The sequence below is a fragment of the Estrella lausannensis genome, assembly GCF_900000175.1.
GTDB classification, from domain to species: domain Bacteria; phylum Chlamydiota; class Chlamydiia; order Chlamydiales; family Criblamydiaceae; genus Estrella; species Estrella lausannensis.
Window position 1 is genome coordinate 114148 of record NZ_CWGJ01000028.1, and the last position, 18845, is coordinate 132992.

17 protein-coding genes are annotated in these 18845 nt (G+C 48.9%); 9 read left to right on the forward strand and 8 right to left on the reverse strand.

Features of this window, described 5'->3' with window-relative positions:
• Positions 1–33: 33 nt before the first annotated feature.
• Genes ELAC_RS10850 through recD2 form a run of 5 tightly spaced genes read right to left on the reverse strand, consistent with a single transcriptional unit; the run spans position 34 to position 6081 of the window.
• On the reverse strand, positions 34–1245 hold the full coding sequence (locus ELAC_RS10850; protein WP_098039313.1) for an LL-diaminopimelate aminotransferase: 1212 nt from the start codon (positions 1243–1245) through the stop codon (positions 34–36).
• The gene (gene dapA / locus ELAC_RS10855) at positions 1184–2140 is read right to left on the reverse strand and encodes a 4-hydroxy-tetrahydrodipicolinate synthase (protein ID WP_098039314.1); all 957 of its coding nucleotides are present in this window, start codon (positions 2138–2140) and stop codon (positions 1184–1186) included. The genes ELAC_RS10850 and dapA overlap by 62 nt, the downstream gene beginning before the upstream one ends.
• A complete protein-coding gene (gene dapB / locus ELAC_RS10860; protein ID WP_098039315.1) occupies positions 2127–2918 on the reverse strand; it encodes a 4-hydroxy-tetrahydrodipicolinate reductase in 792 nt (263 codons plus the stop codon). Before dapB ends, dapA begins: the two co-directional genes overlap by 14 nt.
• Positions 2879–3910, reverse strand: a complete 1032-nt coding sequence (locus tag ELAC_RS10865; RefSeq protein ID WP_098039316.1) for a phospholipase D-like domain-containing protein — start codon at positions 3908–3910, stop codon at positions 2879–2881. The genes dapB and ELAC_RS10865 overlap by 40 nt, the downstream gene beginning before the upstream one ends.
• Positions 3907–6081 (reverse strand): SF1B family DNA helicase RecD2, encoded by a 2175-nt coding sequence (recD2, locus tag ELAC_RS10870; RefSeq protein ID WP_098039317.1) that lies wholly within the window; start codon positions 6079–6081, stop codon positions 3907–3909. Before recD2 ends, ELAC_RS10865 begins: the two co-directional genes overlap by 4 nt.
• 200 nt (positions 6082–6281) lie before the next feature.
• Here recD2 and ELAC_RS10875 point away from each other — a divergent pair, with 200 nt between their 5' ends.
• On the forward strand, positions 6282–6566 hold the full coding sequence (locus ELAC_RS10875; RefSeq protein ID WP_098039318.1) for a hypothetical protein: 285 nt from the start codon (positions 6282–6284) through the stop codon (positions 6564–6566).
• Here ELAC_RS10875 and ELAC_RS10880 read toward each other — a convergent pair.
• A complete protein-coding gene (locus ELAC_RS10880) occupies positions 6563–7168 on the reverse strand; it encodes a response regulator (protein WP_098039319.1) in 606 nt (201 codons plus the stop codon). The genes ELAC_RS10875 and ELAC_RS10880 overlap by 4 nt on opposite strands.
• Before the next feature lie 349 nt (positions 7169–7517).
• Here ELAC_RS10880 and dnaG point away from each other — a divergent pair, with 349 nt between their 5' ends.
• From dnaG to ELAC_RS10895, 3 genes are all read left to right on the forward strand, one after another.
• Positions 7518–9320, forward strand: coding sequence for a DNA primase (gene dnaG / locus ELAC_RS10885; protein WP_098039320.1), 1803 nt, complete (start codon positions 7518–7520; stop codon positions 9318–9320).
• Positions 9321–9331: 11 nt separating this feature from the next.
• Positions 9332–9754: a thiol-disulfide oxidoreductase DCC family protein gene (locus tag ELAC_RS10890; protein ID WP_098039321.1), complete on the forward strand. Its 423-nt coding sequence runs from the start codon at positions 9332–9334 to the stop codon at positions 9752–9754.
• 434 nt (positions 9755–10188) lie between these two features.
• The gene (locus ELAC_RS10895; RefSeq protein ID WP_098039322.1) at positions 10189–10725 is read left to right on the forward strand and encodes a hypothetical protein; all 537 of its coding nucleotides are present in this window, start codon (positions 10189–10191) and stop codon (positions 10723–10725) included.
• A 153-nt stretch (positions 10726–10878) separates the two neighbouring features.
• Here ELAC_RS10895 and glyS read toward each other — a convergent pair whose 3' ends face one another.
• Together glyS and ELAC_RS11680 are read right to left on the reverse strand one after the other, a co-directional pair.
• Positions 10879–13929: a glycine--tRNA ligase subunit beta gene (gene glyS, locus ELAC_RS10900; RefSeq protein WP_098039323.1), complete on the reverse strand. Its 3051-nt coding sequence runs from the start codon at positions 13927–13929 to the stop codon at positions 10879–10881.
• A 285-nt stretch (positions 13930–14214) separates the two neighbouring features.
• On the reverse strand, positions 14215–14592 hold the full coding sequence (locus ELAC_RS11680; protein ID WP_143406503.1) for a hypothetical protein: 378 nt from the start codon (positions 14590–14592) through the stop codon (positions 14215–14217).
• Positions 14593–14788: 196 nt separating this feature from the next.
• Between ELAC_RS11680 and ELAC_RS10905 the strand changes: the two genes are divergently transcribed.
• From ELAC_RS10905 to rpsP, 5 genes are read left to right on the forward strand one after another with little or no spacing between them, the layout of a single operon-like run.
• Entirely contained in the window at positions 14789–15106 is a 318-nt protein-coding gene (locus ELAC_RS10905) for a type B 50S ribosomal protein L31 (RefSeq protein ID WP_098039324.1), read from the forward strand.
• A gap of 57 nt (positions 15107–15163) precedes the next feature.
• Complete coding sequence (prfA, locus tag ELAC_RS10910; RefSeq protein ID WP_098039325.1) at positions 15164–16231, forward strand: peptide chain release factor 1; 1068 nt, start codon at positions 15164–15166, stop codon at positions 16229–16231.
• Positions 16232–16277: 46 nt separating this feature from the next.
• The gene (gene prmC / locus ELAC_RS10915) at positions 16278–17126 is read left to right on the forward strand and encodes a peptide chain release factor N(5)-glutamine methyltransferase (RefSeq protein WP_098039326.1); all 849 of its coding nucleotides are present in this window, start codon (positions 16278–16280) and stop codon (positions 17124–17126) included.
• A gap of 54 nt (positions 17127–17180) precedes the next feature.
• The gene (gene ffh, locus ELAC_RS10920; RefSeq protein ID WP_098039327.1) at positions 17181–18509 is read left to right on the forward strand and encodes a signal recognition particle protein; all 1329 of its coding nucleotides are present in this window, start codon (positions 17181–17183) and stop codon (positions 18507–18509) included.
• A complete protein-coding gene (gene rpsP / locus ELAC_RS10925; protein ID WP_098039328.1) occupies positions 18500–18838 on the forward strand; it encodes a 30S ribosomal protein S16 in 339 nt (112 codons plus the stop codon). The genes ffh and rpsP overlap by 10 nt, the downstream gene beginning before the upstream one ends.
• Positions 18839–18845 lie beyond the last annotated feature (7 nt).

Here is an 18845-nt window from a genome sequence, read left to right on the forward strand (position 1 = left end):
CGAAAGGGGTTCAAAATTTGAGGCGCTTTCGGGTTATACAATACTTTTAAGCCGCGAGACAGCTTCGATAATCTCATCGTGTTTTGCAAAAGCGCTGAAGCGAAGATACCCTTCCCCTGAAGGCCCAAAGCCGCTACCGGGTGTCGTGATCAGTCCGCCTTGGTTCAGGAATTTGTCGAACAGCTCCCATGATTTACCTCCGTCCTTTCTCGCAAAGACGTAAGGGGCGTGATCGCCGCCATAGCAATGAAAGTGAAGCGACTCAAGCCCCTTCTTCAAGAGGGCGGCGTTTTCAAGGTAGCCTTTTCTAATTAGGGCCAGCTCTTGCATTCCTTTCTCAGACAACGCCGCGATTCCACCCTTCTGCGTGATGATCGAGGCACCGTTGAAACAGGTGCTTATGATTCTCTCAAAATCCTTTTTGACCGCTGTGCCGTCTTCATAGTGAAGTTCGCTCGGAACGACTGTCCAACCGAGGCGGAGTCCCGAAAATCCGGCCATCTTCGAGAATGAGTTAAGCTCTATCGCTACCTCTTTAGCCCCTTCGATCTCGAATATGGACCTGGGCAGGCTTTCTCCTTGGATATAGCTACTGTAGGCTGCGTCGAAGAGAATGACGCTTTTGTGCTTCTTTGCAAAGTCGACAACTCTCTTGAGCTCTTCTTTAGTATATACTACCCCGGTGGGATTGTTGGGCGAGATGATCGTGATGACATCGAGCGGCGGACAAGAGTCGATATCCGGAACAAACCCGTTTTTTTCGGGGCAGGGGATATAATGCAGTTGGGAGTAGATGCCCTTACCTTCGTCGAAGGGGCCTCCTTGTCCTGTGATGACGCTTGCATCGACATAGACAGGGTAAGCGGGATCTTGTATGCCGATTTTAGCCTGCTTGTTAAAGAGCATTAAGACGCGGGCAATGTCGGGTTTACAGCCATCGGATATGATGATTTCATCCGGTTTGACGACTCCTTTGTAGATGACTTGGGCGATCTTTTGCCGAAGTTCCTGAAGGCCGAAAGATGGTCCATAACCGGAGTACCCCTTTTCCTGCCCCATCTCTTCGGATGCAGCACTGATGGCTTCAACGATGCTTCGCGGCAGAGGGGTTGTCGTATCTCCAATCCCTAGACTGATGAGGCTCTTGCCTGGATTGGATTCTAAGAAAAGGCGCTTTCTTTTTTCAATCTCGGGAAAAAGATAGCTCCCTTTTAAGTTCTTGAGGTGCGGATTGGCTTTTACCATGCTGTTTAATGAGGTGGAGGGTTTCTAGTTCTTTTTTAAGTTCGTTTACAAGTGGTTGAGAGAGGTCTGTTAAAGGTAGTCTTACAGGGCCGGCCATGAGTCCCATCATGTTCATAGCGCATTTAAGGGGGATGGGATTGGTTTTTATAAAAAGAGATTGGATGAGGGGGAAATATTTGGCCAAGATTTCTCTTGCTTCTTTGAAGCGGCTCGTGAGGGCGTACGTGGTCATCAGGACGATCTCTTTGGGGATAATGTTGCTCGCAACGGAGATCAGGCCATCTCCTCCCATAGCAATCAAGGGGATTGCACCGCTGTCATCGCCGGAGAGAATGGAGACGTCGGGTCTTTTTTGCTTTGCTTTGAATATGAGCTCCTGCGCTTGTGGGACATTTCCCGTGCACTCTTTAATGGCAGCGACGTTTTGTTCATCCAGAAGCTGCATGATGGTGCTGTTATCGACGTTGACCATGCATCTGCCGGGAATATTGTAGATGACAATCGGGCCGCGTGATTGTCTTGCTATCTCCTGAAAATGGCGGCAAAGACCTTCCTGAGGGGGCTTGTTGTAGTAGGGTGCGACGACGAGCGCTGAGTCGGCTCCCATCTCGAAGGCTTCGGAAGTCATTTGGATGGCCGATCGGGTGGAATATGATCCCGTTCCCACCATCAGGTGAAGCGATCCTTGCGTCTCTTCTTTTGCCACTTTGATGAGAATAGACCGCTCTTCATGGGTTAATGTGGGCGCCTCGCCGGTGGTTCCTAAAATGGCGATGCCTGCCACTTGCGCTTGTTTTTGCAGGCGGATATGTGTCCTGAAAGCATCCAGATTAATTTCGCCATTTTGATCAAATGGGGTGGCAAGTGCTGTGATAACGCCTTTAATGAATCCCATGTTTGTCCTTCAAAATCTGGTTGATGATATCGTCAAAGGTGAAAAATCCTTTGCGGTCCCTGATCCAGCTTGCTGCCAGCAGCGCACCCATGGCAAAGCTTTGCCGGTTTCTCGACACGCAGGAGATGGTTACCGTCTCGGCGGGAGAGTCGAAGATGACTTCATGCGTACCGGGGACGTGGCCGATTCTTAGCGAGGGGTAGTGTATCTCCCGCTCCGGATCTTTAATTTTCTTGGAGCCATAAACGACTGACTGCTTCCTTGGAGCATGTTTAAGGAGCGTCTCGCAGACAAGTTCCGCGGTTCCTGAGGGAAGATCGGCTTTTTGGTTGTGATGTATCTCAAAACCTCCGATATCAAACTCGGGGAATGGGTTGAAGAGTTCGGCGGCTTTCGCGGCCAGCTTGACGAACAGATTGACTCCCAGGGAGAAATTGGGCGAGTAGATAAGGCCTATGTTGGATGCCTTGACAATTCTTTTAACTTCCGGTATCTGGTCATACCACCCTGTGGTGCCTACAACGAGGCACTTTCCGAGCGCCGCAGCTTCCCGGATATTTTCTTTGACGCTGTCGGGGTGGCTGAAATCCAGGCAGACGTCGGCTTGCTGAAGGGTTTGCGGGAAGATGTCTTTGAAGGGGGTGAGGGGGTCGACTTTTCCGGTGACGTCAATCCCTTTTTCCATCGCGAGGGATTCGATCGCTCGTCCCATCTTTCCGTAGCCTATCAGTGCGATTTTCATTGGAGAAGTTTTGATTCCTGTTTCAGATCCTGCCATAGCTTTTCCAACGTCTCTTTTTGTTCTGGGGTTAGTTCCTCAAGTAAGATATTCGATTCGCGATTTTGGGTAAATGCGGCCTTGGTCCAGTTCGCAGATCCGGTCAATAGTTTAGTGCTATCGACATAGAGGAACTTATGGTGTAAAAGCCCGGGGCCCTGATAGATCAGGGTTGGCACACGCCCCTTTACAAGTGCTTGTATTACAGGGTTTGGCGTTCTTTGGATGACGGATCTGTCGAGCACCACTTCCACATCGACGCCCCGCTGTTTTGCTTTGGCACACGATTGGGCGAAGTCTTCCCGAGTCCACGTATACATCGCGATCCGAATCGTTTTTTTTGCCCCGTCAATCAACTTTTGAACTTCCCTGACTTTGTCCTGTTTGGAAGGAAATAGGATGAGTTTAGCCCGTTGGCCGCCGACAACAATCATTTTACTGAACTCCTCTTGAAATTCTTTTCCCTTATCAGAGTTTTCAAGGTGTGTCAAAAGAAAGTTGGCAGCATCCGGGCTTTTGAAGGCAAGTACCAAATTTCTGTGTATGTTCAGCGATCTCCACGAAAAATTGGCCGACCCGAGATAGACGGCATTTTGGTCAATCAAGAGAATTTTTTGGTGCATCAGAGCACCCTTTTTCCAGAGGTGGACACGGATGTTTTTTTTAAGGGATTTAATTCCTTGCCATGAAGCGTTAGCATCGGTGTAGAGAAATACCGGCACACCCTCGGCGGCCTTTTTGTTCAGGGCGCTGATCACTTTATGATCTGAAAGATTGAAAACCGAGAGGTGTACGGACTCCTTTGCGGATCCAATGGCCGAGAGAATCGTTTGTGTTAGGTCGTCGCCGAGCTGTGCGGAAAGTAATTTGGGGGGCTCCGCCTGCTCCGGTTCATAAGTATTAAGCGTCTCATAGGAGAGTTCAAGAATCAGGAGCAAGAAGGTGACGAAGAGGCCGAGAAAGAGGCCGGATTTTCCTTTCTTTCGTCTCATAGCTTATGAAAATGGAGGGCTGTCATCGCCTGTTTAAGTCCAGTGTGGCGCATCTTCACCTCATCATTGTGCACAGCGATGGCGAGAGCTTTTTTTGAACCGACCAAGACAACTAACTTTTTGCCTCTGGTGACTCCAGTGTAAAGCAGGTTGCGGGTCAGCAGCTTGAAGTGGGTTGTGTGAATGGGCATCACGATGCAGGGGCATTCGCTGCCCTGATATTTATGCACAGAGACGGCATAGGCGAGCATGAGTTCGTCGAGTTCCATGAAGTCGTAGGTGATAGGTTTGTCATCAAAGGCGACAATAACTTCCTTTTCAATGGCGTCAATCGATTGGATATAGCCGATGTCGCCGTTATAGACTTCCTTTTTGTAGTTGTTGCGCATCTGCATCACCTTGTCGCCTTCTTTGAAAGTTGCTCCCTGGCGAATAAGGCTTTTGTCGGATTTGTTCAACTCACCCTGAAGAACCTCGTTTAGGCTGTATGTCCCAACGACCCCTTTTTTCATTGGAGAAAGCACTTGAATCTCCTCCCGTGCTTTGAACCCAAACTTTTGCGGGAGCCTGTCGACAACTAAGGTGATGATTTCTTTAAGAACATCCTCCGGTTCTTTGGCCTCGATGAAATAGAAGTCGCTTCCACTCCTGTTTTGAATATCAGGGTAGATCCCTTCGTTTATCTTGTGGGCGTTCGTGACGATTCTGGATCCTTGCGCCTGGCGGAAAATTTCGTTGAGATGCGTGACTGAAATGGCTCTTGAAGCGATCAGATCTTTCAAAACGTTTCCAGCGCCCACGCTTGGCAACTGGTTGATGTCGCCGACGAGCACAAGACGCGCCTCGTCAGGGATAGCCTTGAGAAGCTGGTACATCAAAAGCGTGTCGATCATGCTGGATTCATCGACTATGATAAGCTCGGCATCCAAGGGGTTTTTGCGGTTTCTTTTAAAGCCCCCTTGAGAGAAGTCAAACTCCAGCAGACTGTGTATTGTTTTGGCCCCTCTTCCGGTAATTTCAGATAACCGCTTTGCGGCGCGCCCCGTCGGTGCTGCCAGGACGATTTTTTCGGTTAAATGGGACAAAATGGCCAAGATGGCTTTTGTAATAGTGCTTTTTCCTGTTCCTGGACCGCCGGTGATAATGTGGACTTTGTCGCTAAGAACTGCGCTGACAGCTTCCTTTTGCTTGGCGGCAAGTTCAATCGATAGCTTTTTCTGAACCCATTCAAGGGCCTTTTCCTTATCGACAGAGCGCAAGTTCGAGAGAGCCGATAGAAGACGCCTCAGCTCTTTGGAGATGCCTGCCTCGGAAAGAAAATAAGAGGGTGTCCAAACATACGGCTCCGGATTGCCCTCGACTGGCAGATCTTGGATCATCAGCTTCTTTTCTTTGGCAAGAGCCTGCATGGTTTGATCGATAATTGACCGGTCCACCTCAAGCATGGCCTCGGCCACGGGAAGGAAATGACTGACGGGAAGGCAGCTGTGCCCTCCTTCGGCGGCTTCGAACAGGACATGGTGGATGCCTGATTCGATGCGCAGAGGCGACTGTTTACTGATCCCAATTTTAGTGGCGATCGAATCGGCGCTTTTAAAGCCGATTCCAACAATCTCCCGCGCCAAAAGATAGGGGTTTTCTTTAACTTTCTGAATCGATTCCGCCCCAAAAGTACGGAATATCCTGAAGGCAAAAGAGGGACTGATGCTGTAGGTCTGCAAAAAAATCATCAGCTCGCGGATGCTCTTCTGCTCAGACCAGCACGCGTTGATTGCTTTCAGCCTTTTCTCGCCCACTCCCTGAACCTCTAGCAGACGTTCAGGAGTGTTGTCAATGATGCTGAGAGTCTCTTCGCCGAACGCGTCCACGATACGGGTTGCGAACACAGGCCCAATGCCTTTGATGAGTCCGGAGCCTAGGTATTTGGTGATTCCGGTAATGTCCTGGGGCATTTCGACGGCGTGCTCTTTCGCTTCGAACTGCCTGCCATGCACAAGGTGGCTTTTGTAGAAACCTTTGACTCGGATCGTCTCACCGCACTGCACTGAAAGCATGGTGCCGACGACGGTTAACGGTTTGGTTGCCTTTTTGACGAGCAGCTGCAAGACAGTATAGCCTGTTTCAGGGCTTTGGTAAGTGATTCGTTCTATAGTGCCGACTAGCTCTTCCATATCTATGGGAAGTTATCCGTTTTTTTAATTGATCAATGCCCCAGACAAAAGGTAAAAAAAGAGTAGCACATCCGCTTGCTGCTGTGCATCGTTTTTTTGGCGCTTGCAACGAATGGGAAAAAAGGGGATGATGCGGTTTGTTGACTAAAGAAATTTTTTAAGTGTTTAACAGTGAGCATCTTTAAAAGGTGGTGACCCCAGTGCGCTATATTTTCTTTCCTTGTCTTTCGGTGATGTTTGCCGCTTACGTAGAACCGCTGGCCGCACACGATGGTGCGGACTGCAAGCGATGCGAGCGCGGGGAAGAGAGCGATTCCGGTTGCTGCGAGAGAGATAGGCCGGCAGGATATGATCCTTATAAACGCTACTATCCCTACAATTCGATTTACCAAGACAGCAAAGTACGCGACGTCTCCAGCGATGACGACGAGTCTTATTGGCCAAGCAAAAGAGATGACGACTTCATGGATGCGCTGATGCGTTAATTCGATTTGTTCGCGTGCAAGGATGAGGAGTGCCTTTCCGGAAGTGTTGGCGGCAGATGCTTCTTTACAATCTCTTTCAGCTTCTCTCGGGATATGGGTTTTGACAAGACATCGGTGGCGCCGCATGTGAGGCAGTTCGATTTCATGGACTGATCGCTGTTGGCTGTTAAAATATACATTGGAAGAGCCTCCATCTTGCTCTCTTCTTCTTTCTGTCTCCAGCGCTTGATGGCAATGTGACCGTTCATCTCTCCTTCTCCCATCTCCATATCGAAGATCGTGAAGCTGTATTGACCTCTGTTTTTATTCAACAGCTCGAAGGCCTCATTTCCCTCGTTGGCAATATCCGCTTCGATATCAAGCGTAGCGAGCATTTTGCTCATCATCGTCCTCAAGAGCTTGTTATCATCGGCATAAAGGCACTTCGCCCTTTTGGAGTTAAGAGGGGGAGGCTCGTGATCATCTTCCATCCGGGGGAGAGGATTGCTGTCCCATTCCGTTGTATTGCTTTCATCAGAAATTCTTCTGGGAGGACTTTCGTGATGGCTCCTTTTTAAAGGTCTTTGATTTTGAAGGGGGGGAGTGTGATGAATCGGGTTCATATTTTCCTTGGGAGCGGCTGTTTAACTAAAAATCTTCAGTTGAGGATTGTCAACTTTAATAGTGTTGTTTGTCAATGTTTTGCGGAAAATCCACAATCCGAGGCCGCTAATGAGCTTCGGTCTCTTGCATGTGTTATTATAGTATTGGAGTATGTGGGTGCTTGCGCACCCTCGCTCCTTGATTGAATCCAATATTTGTTTTGCTCAAAATCTCTCAAGAAAGTGGGGGGAGGGCAGCTTTTTTAAGCAGATATTGGCTGATGCTGCTATAATTCGCTTCAATATAATCCCCGTAAGAATTTGAAGTGGAAAATTCAACGGGAAGTAAGTTTCTATTACTGAGGGTTTAATGGCTCTATACAGCAGAGAGAGCCTTGAGAATCTGAGGAATAAAGTCGATATTGTCGATGTTGTTTCCCAGCATATCGAGGTGAAAAAACAGGGGGCAGTCTATAAAGCGCTTTGCCCATTCCATGACGAGAAGACCCCTTCTTTTATCTTAGATAAAAGCGATGGCCACTACCACTGCTTTGGCTGCGGAGCCCATGGAGACGCCATCCAGTTTTTGCTCGAGCACCAGCGTCTTTCCTTTACGGAGGCTGTTGAACGCTTAGCTGAGAGGTACCATGTCGCTTTAGTCGCGATTGAAAAAGAGGATGTGACGGAAGCAGAGAATAAAGCCCGCCTCCGTGAAGTGCTGGAGTCGGCGTGCCAATATTTCGAATTCATGCTGGTGCACACCGAAGAGGGCCGTAAGGCAGCCCTTTATCTCCAGGAGCGGGGGCTTACCGTGAAGTTCATCAAGAAGTTCCGCTTAGGTCTTTCCATCAATGAGCCTAAGCTTTTTCAGAACTACATGAACAAGCGCGGCTTTTCGGGAGATCTGCTCGAAGAAGCGGGTCTTTTGTCAAAAGCTCCGGCCAGACGCGAGTTTTTCTTTGACCGGATCACATTCCCCATCCACCATCCCAGCGGTTATGTGATAGGGTTTTCCGCACGTAAATTCAAGGAGGGGACGTTCGGAGGCAAATATATCAACTCCCCCGAGACTAAGCTGTTTAAAAAATCCAAGCTCCTCTTTGGGCTTAACTACTCCAGAAGAAGGATCGCCAAAGAGAGAAAAGCACTCATTGTCGAGGGGCAGATCGACGCCCTGCGCCTAATTGATGAAGGTTTCGACTTTGCGGTTGCCTCGCAAGGAACAGCGTTTGGTGAAGAGCATGCCAAGGAGCTGCAGCGTCTCGGAGTTGTCACCGTCTACCTCTCGTTTGATGGCGATGACGCGGGCGGAGAGGCTGCCACCAAGGTGGGCGATCTCTTTTTGAAGATGGGCGTGGAAGTGAAAGTCGTTTCGCTGGAAAAGGGGGAAGACCCTGATAGCTTTATGCGCAAATGGGGCAGGGATGCCTTCGCCAAAAAGCTGGAGGATGCCGAAGACTATCTGGACTTTTTGTTCCGAAGAATGGCTAAAGGGGCGGACTTAAGTTCTCCGGCAGTCAAAAAGAGAGTTGTCGACGAGATCGCTTCGATGATCAACAAATGGGAGAGTGAAATCATTATCCATGAGAGTTTGAAAAAGCTCTCCTTTCTTGCCAAGCTTCCAGAAAATCTTATCACGCGGCAGATCGAGAAAAAGCCCGTCCTCTTACACCAGCGAACCTCTTTGGCCGGGGTTGCCAAGATCGATCCGCATTTCATTTTAGAGTCCGATTTTATCCGTTGGCTTTTGCTCTTGATGCCGAAGGGTCCGACCCACTTAAGTATTGCTGCGCAAAATATCACCCAGGATCACTTTAACACCCCCCTCTGCCGCCAGCTTTATCAGAAGATCCATGAGATGAGCTCTCAGGGGACTATGAATTTGCTCAAGTTCTCAACATCGCTTCAGAATGGCGAACTGGAAGCCCTTTTGCAGGAAATTCTCTCCAAAAGCGGCGACCCCTCACGAGCTGAACCCTCCTTTTTTGAAGCCATGCAAAAGCTTTTGGACAGAAGCTGGATGGACAGGCGCGAGAGTATCCGCGTCAAGATCCAGAGCGGCCATCTAAGCGAAGAGGAAGCTTTTCGCCTCTTGAAGGAGTTCGAGGAAGTAAAAAGGCAAGAGCCTAAAATACGGTATCTTGACGGGTCGGAGAAACGCTATAAAAACTGAGAGAGGCATTCATGAAAATGAGTAGTGAGAGGTGGCATCTGATTTTCTATGACGGCACCTGCGGCTTTTGCGATCTCTCAGTGCAGTTTGTGATGCGCCATGACAAAAAAAAGAAGTTCTTCTTCGCTCCTCTGCAGGGAAAGACTGCAGAGAAGTTTCTTCGGGGCCTTCCTCAGGAAATTAGGGGGTTGGATAGCGTCATCCTGATCGAGGATTTTCAGGGGAATGATGAAAAAATCCACACCCTTGGCAAGGCTGCTTTTCGCGTCTTGTGGCTGCTCGGGGGCGGCTTTGCCCTGCCGGGGCTAATTTCTTTCCTGCCATCTTGTCTCTACAACTTCGGCTATCGGTTTATTGCCAGGCGACGCCATTATTTTGGAGGGAAGATTTCGTGTGTGGTTCCTGACAAGAAGAGCGGTCGCTTCCTGCCCTGAAAGGGTAGATTTCCTATGCACATCATGACTGTGAGATGGATTAGTTGAAATTCTCTGCGGGAAGGTTGAATCGTTTCCATCTCTTCTGACGGTACGGTTTACACCTTTCTCGTTTGTTTAATCCACGCTATGCAGGGACTGTCTTGCTCCCTATGGATAGCTATACCGAAAGTTTGTCAAAGCCCTCTTGCTAAATTCCGAGATACTTTCGGTATAGCGCTCTGTCATGGTTGCCTCCGGCGATGATGTGGGGGCTTCCTCGTTTGATGCGTGCGCTCGGAGGGCTCACGAATCATACGATTTCAGTTTTAGGACAGGCTTTAAGGCTGGAGGCTGTGGAAAGACTTCGAGGATATTTTCTTTTTATATAATTGTTTGTAGTTGAATGTATCGTATGTTTTTTGGTATTTTATTTTCTAAAAAACAGGATTAAAATGTTTAACTTAAGAAATCTGCTTCTGCTGTTGATTTTGATTTCATCTATCCTGCATTCCGATCAAGAAACACGATCGTCTCTGTATTATATCAAGTTAGGTGCAGCGCATCCTCCGGGTAATTCTGCAGTTGTTTTACCCAGCTGCGGGATTGGCACGCGATTTCAGCGAGATAATCATGGGTTTGATCTATCAGCGAATCTAGGCTCTGTAGTCTTCGTTAACTATGCTTCTTTAAAAGGTCTGTTTTTATTTTATCCTCAGCCAGAAAAACAACATCAACTCTATTATGGCGTGGGTCCTGGATTAGGATATCATCTCGCTTCAGTTCCTATGGGTGGGCCATTCGGTGGCAGAACAACTGAATATGGAAATATAACTTTAGAGGGGGTTTTGGGATATGAATTCAGGCATGCCAGCCACTTTAAATCCTTTATTCAGCTTGAAATAAGTCAGCCTGCTATGGGGTTTGGAAGGCATAGAATCTATTGCCGCTTTACACCGGGAGTAGCATTGCATGGAGGCTTTGGATTTTGAACGCCGCCATCAGTGAGTTTTTGCCTATTCTATAACGAAAGCGTCTCAAATGTTGGTAAAGGGGCCTCGAGACACTTTCCAAAAAAATAACCGGCTGTTTCCGCTCAAAATGACGCAATTGCCCCTTGGAGAAGAATTGAAGAATCAGCTTGGCTACTCCCTGATTTTACTGAAGTCGAGCAGTTTGCTAAAGCGGTCAAACACAAGCTGGAGAAGAGCAAGTCGGTTTCCCTGAATTTTTGGATCTTCTGCCATGATTTTCACTTCGTCAAAGAGGGTTGCCAGAGCAGGCTGGATTTCCGCGATCATCCTGTAGGCTTCGTCATAGCGCCCTGAGGAGACGGCTGAGTGAAATGGCTCTTCGGTCGTTTGCAGAAGTTTATGAAGGGCAATCTCCGCCCGCTCTTCTAATAGCGCCTCTGAAAAGTTTATGCTCTTTTGGCTGGTAAGCTGTCCTTTGACCCTTTTATAGACTTCAAATAATTTGTAAAAGCGCCCCTCTTTTTCTCTGAAGTTCTGGAAGGCTTTGGCTTTTAAAAAGCTGTCGTAGACGTCATTGAAGCCAATCGATGCCGAGGCTTCGATTGCGTCCTTGGAGAGGCCGAATTCCAAAAAAACAGTCCGTATGCGATTCATCAAAAATTCCAGTACCTCATCGACGGCGCCTTCCTTTCGTTTTCTAAGCTCCAGAGGGAAGTGATCGATTAGATCTTGCATCAATTCTCGGAGCGGCAGTTTCAAAGAGTTTGCGATCAGGATTTTGATCAGGCCGAGAGCCTGACGGCGCAAGGCGTAAGGGTCGCTTGAGGAGGTCGCCTTCAGTCCGACAAGAGCCGAGCCAAGGAGATTGTCAAATTTTTCGGCGAGAGAGATGACGATCCCTGTGGGGGTTGAGGGTAGTGGCGCAGCTTCTCCTTTTGGCATCCAATGTTCTTCGATGGCGTGGGCAATCTCGGCTGTCTCGCCTTGCGCTAAAGCGAAGTGGCGCCCCATGGTGCCTTGCAGCTCGGGAAACTCAAACACCATCCGGGAGGCGATATCGCACTTGGATAAAAGAGCGGCTCGGGCGCATTGCTCGGGGGTGCTGATGCCAAGCTTTTGCTGGATGAGGGCTGCGTGCCTGGTGAGGCGTTCTACCTTTGCAAAGACGCTTCCTAAGTCTTTTTGGAAGGTGATACTTTTGAGCCTTTCATTTAACTCGTGCAAGGGAATCTTCAGATCGGCCTCAAAGAGTGCCAGGCCATCGGCTAGTCTTGGGGATAGTGCGCGTTCATTGCCTTCTCTTACTTTATCTGTCGGCCGCGTGTTGGCAGTGATGATGAAGCAACTTTTAAGTGTTCCGTCCTTTTTGATGAGAGGAAAGTATTTTTGGTGCTCCACCATTTCAGAAATGAGAACTTCTGTGGGCGCCTTCAAATATTCTGCTTTGAAAGTGCCCGTTAAAAGTTCCGGCCACTCTACCAGATTAACTACCTGGTTTAAGACTTTTTCCTTCTCTGCCGCAACAGCTCCCTGACACTCCTCGATCTCCCGGATTTTTTTGGCGATGATTTTCTTTCTTTCGGCAATATCGGCGATCACTTTGTGATCTTTAAGGATGGGGAGGTAATCTTCGGATTTGACGAGTGCAAAAGCCCAAGGGTGAAGCTGGCTGTGTCCTGTCGACTCCCTTCCGGCCGTGATATTCCCGACAGTGAAGGGAACGATATGATTGCCGAAAAGAGAGACGATCCAGCGGAGAGGGCGCGCGTAAGAGATATCGAGATCCGACCAGCGCATTTTTTTGGGGAAGTCGATCCCTAAGATGATGTCCGGCAGGGTTTCCATCAAAATATCGGTGGTGGGGCGGCTATCCTCTTGTATTGTGGCAAAGAGGTACTCTTTTCCTCCGATCTCCCGGAGCCGGACTTTAGGGTGACGGCCGGCAGCGATCTCTTGTAGGGCAAGTGGTTTTGCGGCAACGGCTTTGAAAAATCCTAGTCCAGCCGGCTTTAGGGAGCCGTCCGCGTCAAAAGCGGATTCCTTGGCCGGCCCCTTTCTTTCCTCCGTCCGGGCTGGTTTTGCGAGCGATAACCCTTTGACGCAGGCGGCAAGTCTTCTAGGGGTGCCATACATCTCGATGGCCGTGTAGGGTATGTTCTCCTTATCAAAGAGCGCCCTCAGTTTTCCTTGCAAGCTCTCTAATGCCGGCTCGATGAAGGATGCGGGGAGCTCTTCAGACCCAATTTCAAGCAGATAGTCCATTTTTTCATCGCTTGAAGCGTCCATCAACTCTTCCGGGAGTCGTTCTTTGGGGGTTAACTTGACAGGGACCTCTTCCCTGATCCCCTTGAACCTGGGCATCAGGGGGAATTTTTGCTTTTCTCGAGATAGCAAATACGCTTTGGCGACATCACAGGCAAGCTGCCTGACCCGGGCTATATAGGATGTTCGTTCCGTAACGGAGATCACGCCTCTAGCATCGAGCATGTTGAACGCGTGAGAGGCCTTCATCACAAAATCGTAGGCGGGGATAACAAGACCTTTTGCCACAAGAAGGGAGGCTTCTTTTTCATAGGCGTCAAAATGCTGGAGCCAAAGTCTGGCATCTGATTCCTCGAAGTTGTAGCGGCTCCACTCGTACTCGCTTTGCTGGTAAATATCCCCATAGGTGATATCTCCGGTCCACTGAATATCAAAAATGCTCTCCACTTTTTGGATATAGAGGGCAAGTCTTTCGAGTCCATAGGTCAATTCACCGGTGACGGGCTTCAAGGGAAGTCCGCCACAGTTTTGAAAGTAGGTAAATTGGGTGATCTCCATGCCATCCATCCACACCTCCCAGCCAAGACCTGAAGCTCCAAGCGTGGGGGACTCCCAGTCATCGTGGACAAAGCGGACATCGTGCTCCTTTAAGTTGAAGCCGACAGCCTCCAGGGATTGGAGATAGAGCTCCTGAATATTGAGAGGGGCCGGCTTGAGCATGACCTGGAATTGAAAATAGTGCTGTACTCTGTTTGGATTGAGGCCATAGCGACCGTCAGTGGGGCGTCGAGAAGGCTCCACATAGCACGCGCGGTAGGGTTCGGGCCCTAAGCAGCGAAAGAAGGTGGCCGGATTGAAAGTGCCGGCTCCCACTTCCAGATCATACCCTTGCTGTAGGATACAGCCCTGTTCTTCCCAAAACCTTGTCAGCCGCCGGATGATGTCTTGAAACGTAACCATAGTGTGATGCTCCTCTTAAGGAAACGATGGGGTCAAAAGAATATCGATTTTCGTGAGGTTGCCATTTTAAGTCAAAGAACCAGTCCAGAACCCGGAGATGTGTTCACTTACAGAGCCCTGTTCTTTTCTTTGTTGAGAACATGTGAGAATATCAAATTGTTTCGGCGGTCTTGTGTTTGTAGTCTGTAATTGGTGATGTAGATTCATTTTTTTATGATTGTGAAGCGCGTCTGACTTCCCAACGAGACAGAGGCCCGTCCGAATCCCATTGCAAAAACGAGTATCTTAGCGATTGAAAAGGAATAAGCATCCGAAGCGACAGGTAAAGCGGGAGAGTTGCTGCTGGCAAAATACCGGGTAAAACGGCGAGGTCGACGAACTACACCAAAATGGATCGAAGCAGGGTGTCTTCAAGTGCCGATCAGTCCATAAGTCGGAGACGATAATCGCCGCGCAAGTCTCTCCTCGGAGGGATTTGGTCTCTTTAGTGTCGAAGTGGGCGACAATCTGCCATGCTTCAAAGGAAAGGATAGGGTGACCGAGATTTTGGCCATCTTTATTATGGACATGCCGATTGTCTTGAACGATCCGCAAGGGATTTGATGGCTTGGTGAAGTATTTGGTCTCCACGCCGAAAGGGTGGGGGGATGCTGCAATGAACAAGGAACTTAAGAAAGCTCTTCTCTATGAGGACTTTGAAGTGGATAATCGGTGCCCGGCACGAGGCGCGGCTCCGTTTCAAAAACAGCGCCTCTCTCACTCGCCACCCCCTATTTAAATTCCCTTGAATTTAATCGCTTCTTCGAGTAGCATAGCCCTTTATTATTTGAAAATCTAAGTGGCCGACTGGAGAAGTGTCATGAAAAAAGAAGTTCACCCCGAATATCAAGAAGTGCTGTTTGTCGACTCCTCGACAGGACACCGCTTTGTCTGCGGATCGACTCTGAAGACAGATGAAAAAGAAGTTTTTGAAGGGAAAGAGTATCCTGTATGCAGGATTTCCATCTCCTCCTCTTCCCATCCTTTCTTTACAGGTTCCAAAGGGCTCGTCGACGCTGAAGGACGTGTTGACAAGTTCCGTAAGCGTTACCAGGCTAAAAATGAAAGCGTTAAAAAGGATGTAGAAGAAGACGCTGAAGCTTTCGATAAGAAGCCTTCTAAGTCCAAAAAAATCTAAAATAAGCTCTATCAGCCGAGATCGTATTCCCAACACTGCTCGTTTCTTTAGGATATCATGGAAGTAAAAGCAAAAAAGCTTGTTGATCGCCTTGAAGAGGTGGAGCGGCAGTTGGGAGATCCGGCTGTCTTATCTGACAAATCCCGTTACAAAGAGCTCGCACAGGAGCACTCCTACCTCTCCGAGGTCAGGAATGTTTTTCATGCGCTCATCCGTGCGCGACAAGATCTTGAAGATGCAGAAGCTATGGTGAAGCAGGAAAAAGATCCCGCTTTCGCTGATGCGCTCCGCGAAGAGATTGTATCGTTGCAAAGCCAGATCCTCGACGGGGAAGCTAATCTGAAAAATCTTCTGGTGCCTCCAGATCCCAACGACAGTAAGAACGCGATCGTCGAACTCCGCGCTGGTACAGGCGGCGATGAAGCGTCGTTGTTTGTTGCTGATTGCGCCCGTATGTATAAGATGTTTGCTGATAAAATGGGCTGGAAGTATGAACTCCTTTCCAGTACTCCCACAGACATGGGCGGCTACAAGGAATTCGTCATGGTCATGTCGGGGCAAAACGTCTATCGATTGCTGAGGCATGAAGGCGGCACGCATAGGGTTCAAAGAGTGCCTGAAACAGAAGCTCAGGGACGCGTTCACACCTCCGCCATCACGGTTGCTGTTCTATTGGAGCCGGATGAAGATACCGATGTCCATATCGAGGAAAAAGATCTTCGTGTCGATACGTTCCGTTCATCAGGAGCCGGAGGCCAGCATGTTAACACGACAGACAGCGCAGTACGATTGACGCACATTCCGACAGGTGTCGTTGTCGAGTGTCAGCAAGAGCGAAGTCAGCACAAAAACAAAGCTCAGGCAATGAGATTGCTTAAAGCGAAGATTCTTGAAGCGGAACGCCGAAAAAAACAGGAAGAAATTTCTGAAAACCGCGCCCAGCAGGTTGGCAGCGGGGATAGATCGGAGAGAATACGTACCTATAACTTCCCTCAGAATAGGGTTACAGACCATCGAATTAATATGACGAAATATAACCTCGATTATGTGATGGAAGGTGATCTTGAGGATTTCGCAACGGCGTTAGTCGCCTATTTTTATGAGCAACAGCTTCAGCAGGAGTAGCTTTCGCTCTCCTCTTTCAAATCTGACAGAAATTTGATCAACGTCCGTGGCTAGAAAAGTACAAGCGGTAAAACAATCGGGTGCCGCCTATTTAAAGAATCATGGAGTTGTCAACTCAGCTGCTGAGGCCTCCCAAATATTGTCGTCCCTTTTGAATGTATCCGAACAATCCCTGTTCTTTGCGTCTGATTCGCTCTCTGATTCCGTTTATGAAGAATTTTTCCAGCGTCTCACAAGACGCATTGCGGGCGAGCCTCTGCAGCAGGTGATCGGTTATGTCGATTTTTTGGATTGCCGCATTAAAATCAATCGATCGGTGTTGATTCCCCGCCAGGAGACTGAGATTTTGGCCGATCTGGTAGTCAGGCGCTTAAGACCGTTGTCGCTGGAGGGGAAAACTCTCCTGGATCTTTGCACGGGATCCGGTTGTCTTGCGATTGCGATTAAGAAGAAGCTGCCGGAGGTGCGGGTCGTTGCGGCGGATATCTCTTTGGAAGCGCTGGATATGGCGCGAATGAATGCGGAAGAAAATGGGGTCCGGATCGATTTTTTTCAGGGGGATTTTTTCGAGCCGCTTCGAGGAGAAAAATTTGACTTTGTCGTGTCTAACCCGCCCTATATCAGTAAGCTGGATTACCAGGAGCTTGACGCTCAGGTTTCTCTATATGAGCCGAAAGGTGCGCTTTTGGCGGGGGAGACGGGAATGGAGTTTTACGAAAGATTTGAGAGAGAGGCGCTTCGGTACCTTAATCCGACCGCAAGAGTTTTCTTTGAAATCGGTTTTGACCAAGGAAAGGCGATTGCCGCTCTTTTTTCCAAATCCCCATGGAAAAAGGGTGTCGTCGAAAAGGACTTTGCCTCGCACGACCGCTTCTTTTCCCTTGAAATTGAATGATTTTTTAAGCATACTATAGCTCTTTAGCGTGAGTAATAAGATTTTGCTGGTACGATGCTCGGTGTTTTAACGGAAAAAATGCAAACTCTTCTCTCGAAAATCGGCGGAAAAGGCCGGTTAACGGAAGAAAATGTCCAGGATGCGATCCGCGATGTGCGGATGGCGCTTTTGGAAGCTGACGTCAACTATGCGGTTGTCAAAACCCTCGTGCAACGAGTGAAAGAGAAAGCTCTTGGCGATGAGGTAATTAAATCCGTTACGCCGGCGCAGCAGTTCGTTAAAGTCGTGCACGATGAGCTTGTCCGCCTGATGGGCGAGGGTGAGTCGACTCTGGCTCTTAAGTCGAAACCCTCTGTCATTATGATGTGCGGGCTTCAGGGGTCGGGAAAAACCACCAGTTCCGCGAAGCTGGCGCGCTACCTGAAAAAAGCAGGGGAGTGCCGCTCTCCGATGCTTGTGGCTTGTGATTTGCAAAGGCCGGCTGCAGTAGAGCAGCTTAAGACCCTGGGTGAGGCTATCGGTGTTCCTGTGTTTTCGGTGCCGGGTCAAATGTCTCCCCTGGACGTTGCCAGGAAGGCACTTGCCGAGGCAAAAGAGAAAAAACACGATGTTGTCATCGTCGATACGGCAGGCAGGCTTCATCTTGACGCCGAACTGATGAAAGAGCTGGTCGCTCTCAGGGAGTTCTTAAACCCTGACGAAGTGCTTTTTGTTGCCAACGCAACACTGGGCCAGGACGCTGTCAATGTAGCGGCAGAATTCGACAAGCAAGTGCAGATGACCGGCACAATTTTGACGATGCTCGATGGCTCCACACGCGGTGGTGCAGCTATTTCGATCAGGGAAGTGACAGGAAAGCCCTTAAAGTTCGAAGGGGTGGGTGAAAAGACAGAAGATCTGCAAGTCTTCAGCCCGGCATCAATGGCGGACCGAATCTTGGGAATGGGAGACACCATTAACCTGGTTAAGAAAGCCAAAGAGCATATCGATGAAGAGGAAGCGAAGAAGCTGGAGGAGAAGATCCGTTCAGCGACTTTTACTTACGAAGACTATCTGAAGCAGATCCAGATGGTAAAAAAAATGGGGTCTTTTAAGTCGCTTTTCAGTATGCTACCTGGAGCTTCGGCGCTTAAGGACTTGAATATCGACGATAAGGAGTTCATGAAGGTCGAGGCGATGATTCACTCGATGACTCCGAAAGAGCGCAGGCTGGACGATGAACTGACGGTGCCGAGAAGGAAACGCGTTGCCAGAGGATCCGGAACGAAGATCGACGACGTGAACCGACTGGAGAAGTCGTTTAAGCAGGCGAGAAAATTTTTTAAAAACATGCCAAATATGAAACAGTTACAAAAGATGATGGGAGGATCCCTATGGGGTTGAAAATCCGTTTTAGAAGACAAGGGCGCATCAATATGCCCACCTATCGGCTTGTCGTTACCGATTGCCGCACTAAAAGAGACGGCAAATATGTCGAAGCCTTAGGTTGGTACAACCCGACGGCGCCAAGCGAAGAGAATACGCTTTCTCTGAAAGCAGACCGTATTGCCCACTGGCTTGCACAGGGCGCAGAAATTACTGAAAGAGCACGTTCGATCGTTAAGAAAGTAGCTCCTGAAGTGATTCGTACCCAGACGCAAAAAGAAATTGCGCACAGGGCAAAAATTTCTCAGAAGAGAAAGGCAAGAAGAAAAGCTGTTAAAGCAGCCTAAGGAAGAA

Coding starts and splice junctions, on each gene's coding strand:
- ELAC_RS10895 (WP_098039322.1), top strand. CDS start 10,189: ATGTTTAACTTAAGAAATCTGCTTCTGCTGTTGATTTTGATTTCATCT.
- glyS (WP_098039323.1), bottom strand. CDS start 13,929: ATGGTTACGTTTCAAGACATCATCCGGCGGCTGACAAGGTTTTGGGAA.
- dapA (WP_098039314.1), bottom strand. CDS start 2,140: ATGGGATTCATTAAAGGCGTTATCACAGCACTTGCCACCCCATTTGAT.
- prfA (WP_098039325.1), top strand. CDS start 15,164: ATGGAAGTAAAAGCAAAAAAGCTTGTTGATCGCCTTGAAGAGGTGGAG.
- rpsP (WP_098039328.1), top strand. CDS start 18,500: ATGGGGTTGAAAATCCGTTTTAGAAGACAAGGGCGCATCAATATGCCC.
- ELAC_RS10880 (WP_098039319.1), bottom strand. CDS start 7,168: ATGAACCCGATTCATCACACTCCCCCCCTTCAAAATCAAAGACCTTTA.
- ELAC_RS10865 (WP_098039316.1), bottom strand. CDS start 3,910: ATGAGACGAAAGAAAGGAAAATCCGGCCTCTTTCTCGGCCTCTTCGTC.
- ELAC_RS10905 (WP_098039324.1), top strand. CDS start 14,789: ATGAAAAAAGAAGTTCACCCCGAATATCAAGAAGTGCTGTTTGTCGAC.
- dapB (WP_098039315.1), bottom strand. CDS start 2,918: ATGGCAGGATCTGAAACAGGAATCAAAACTTCTCCAATGAAAATCGCA.
- dnaG (WP_098039320.1), top strand. CDS start 7,518: ATGGCTCTATACAGCAGAGAGAGCCTTGAGAATCTGAGGAATAAAGTC.
- ffh (WP_098039327.1), top strand. CDS start 17,181: ATGCTCGGTGTTTTAACGGAAAAAATGCAAACTCTTCTCTCGAAAATC.
- ELAC_RS10890 (WP_098039321.1), top strand. CDS start 9,332: ATGAAAATGAGTAGTGAGAGGTGGCATCTGATTTTCTATGACGGCACC.
- ELAC_RS10850 (WP_098039313.1), bottom strand. CDS start 1,245: ATGGTAAAAGCCAATCCGCACCTCAAGAACTTAAAAGGGAGCTATCTT.
- recD2 (WP_098039317.1), bottom strand. CDS start 6,081: ATGGAAGAGCTAGTCGGCACTATAGAACGAATCACTTACCAAAGCCCT.